Below are 1,591 nucleotides of genomic sequence, written 5' to 3'. Positions count from 1 at the left end.
CCGTATGCTGGCCTGCGCGAACGATCAATATCTCGCTCAACTCCTTGGCTGGCAAGAAACTTAACCATATTTAACGTTTCGTGCGATGGCCCTGCGATTCCACAACGCGAAAACACACAACCAGACCTGTCCGATTGACGAGCCAAATCCGCACATGCAAGCTCCCTATATTGCAAGCTAGGCGCGTGCGCAAAACGGGATGCAGCCGACACTACCTTTTTAGGAATTCGAAATCACCTCGGGTAACTCGACCGGCACGTTGCCGCACATCGATCAGCTATGAAGAAGGCAGAGTACATCGACAAATCCGGACCCCGGAGTCCTGGTGAATTACGAAATGACGTGTCATCTGAAGAAGGCGGGACTGTGCGATTCGGAACGTATTTCGAGCCACCCGGGCGCATGCGCGTCGGGTGGCTGATCAATCCGGAGCGCAGCCAGTAACAGATGATCGTTCCGCACGACTGAGGAGATCACCGTCCCGAAGTACCCGCGCGGCCGCATGGAATGCAGCAGATCAGTCGTAACGTACAAGCAATACCAGACAACATGAGAAAACGTCTTCTTTTGGGAAGCCTAGCACTCGTCGTTCTGACGGGCACGACAGGCCGTGCAGATGCATCGTATTCCGAACAATGGCTGAACCCGCAGCAGTTCAGGCAGGAAGAAGCCCGGGCGCCCCACGGCAAATCGGTCTACACGTGCGGGAGCCGCGCGGCGCGCTGTCAGCCGGCAAAAGCGTCGCCGCATCCGGCAGCCGACCACACCGCGGAGCATGCACATCAGCCCGCCGGTGACGACGCGATCGGCCGGGCCACTTCCCGAGCCGTTCATCACTGAATGATTGTCCCGACACAGCCAGCGAATCATGCACACACGCGGTGGCCGGAAATTGCGCTGCGTTCCCGGCGCATACGCGGATACGGATACACCGGAAGCTCGCCGCGCCTGGGGGGGGCCTGATTGATTCCCGCCGATTTACTTCAGGACGGGCCACCGAAGCGTGGACCCTGCGCGCCAACCAGTCTGAAACCTGTCTTGAGGAGAGACCCGCATGACGTCGTACAAGGAACTGCTCGCCGAACGCAAGCGCCTGACGGCCGAGATTAATGCGGCCCGGGCGAGGGAAGTCCGGGCCGTGATCGACGGCATCAGGCGGACAATGGCCGAATATGGGCTCACGGTGAAAGATCTCGATCATCTTCGAGACCGCCGCTTCAGTAGTGGACCACGATATCGCGATCCGGTGACCGGCAACACGTGGAGTGGCCATGGCCGGGCACCCGCGTGGATTATCGGCAAGGACCGCACACTGTTCGTCATAGGGAACTGATCGTGCAGGTGTCACGGCGTGAGTTCCTGGCTGCCCCCCTTAGCACCCCACCAGCATGGCTTCCTGTCCAGCGCACGGGGTTCACTTCAGCGAAGAGCCGCTGATTCAGGAACGGCACGTTGGCGCCGACGAGCGCCAACAGCACGATAAACGGTTCTGTTGCAATAAGGCGGTCGGCTATGATGTTCGGAACAAGGTGAACGACTGAAGGCTTTATGAAGACGCTGAATCCGATCGTGGCCCGCGTGCTCAAACGCC

The 1,591-nt window shown here is 59.3% G+C and carries 1 protein-coding gene and 1 pseudogene; one reads left to right on the top strand and one right to left on the bottom strand.

What is annotated here, in order from left to right; translation table 11 throughout:
• The first annotated feature begins 1,054 nt into the window (after positions 1-1,054).
• Complete coding sequence (locus P3T23_RS47640; protein WP_429322946.1) at positions 1,055-1,333, top strand: H-NS histone family protein; 279 nt, start codon at positions 1,055-1,057, stop codon at positions 1,331-1,333.
• Here the strand turns inward: P3T23_RS47640 and P3T23_RS47635 are convergent.
• Positions 1,320-1,591 (bottom strand): annotated as a pseudogene (locus P3T23_RS47635) (hypothetical protein); the annotation flags it as partial. The gene P3T23_RS47640 and the pseudogene P3T23_RS47635 sit on opposite strands and share 14 nt — an antisense overlap.

It is taken from the genome of Paraburkholderia sp. GAS448, assembly GCF_050435685.1.
Lineage (GTDB): Bacteria > Pseudomonadota > Gammaproteobacteria > Burkholderiales > Burkholderiaceae > Paraburkholderia.
This window is presented reverse-complemented; position numbering and strand designations above follow the sequence as displayed.

What these genes read in the sequence shown, in the direction of transcription:
- P3T23_RS47640 (WP_429322946.1), top strand. Translation starts at nt 1,055, where the DNA reads ATGACGTCGTACAAGGAACTGCTCGCCGAACGCAAGCGCCTGACGGCC.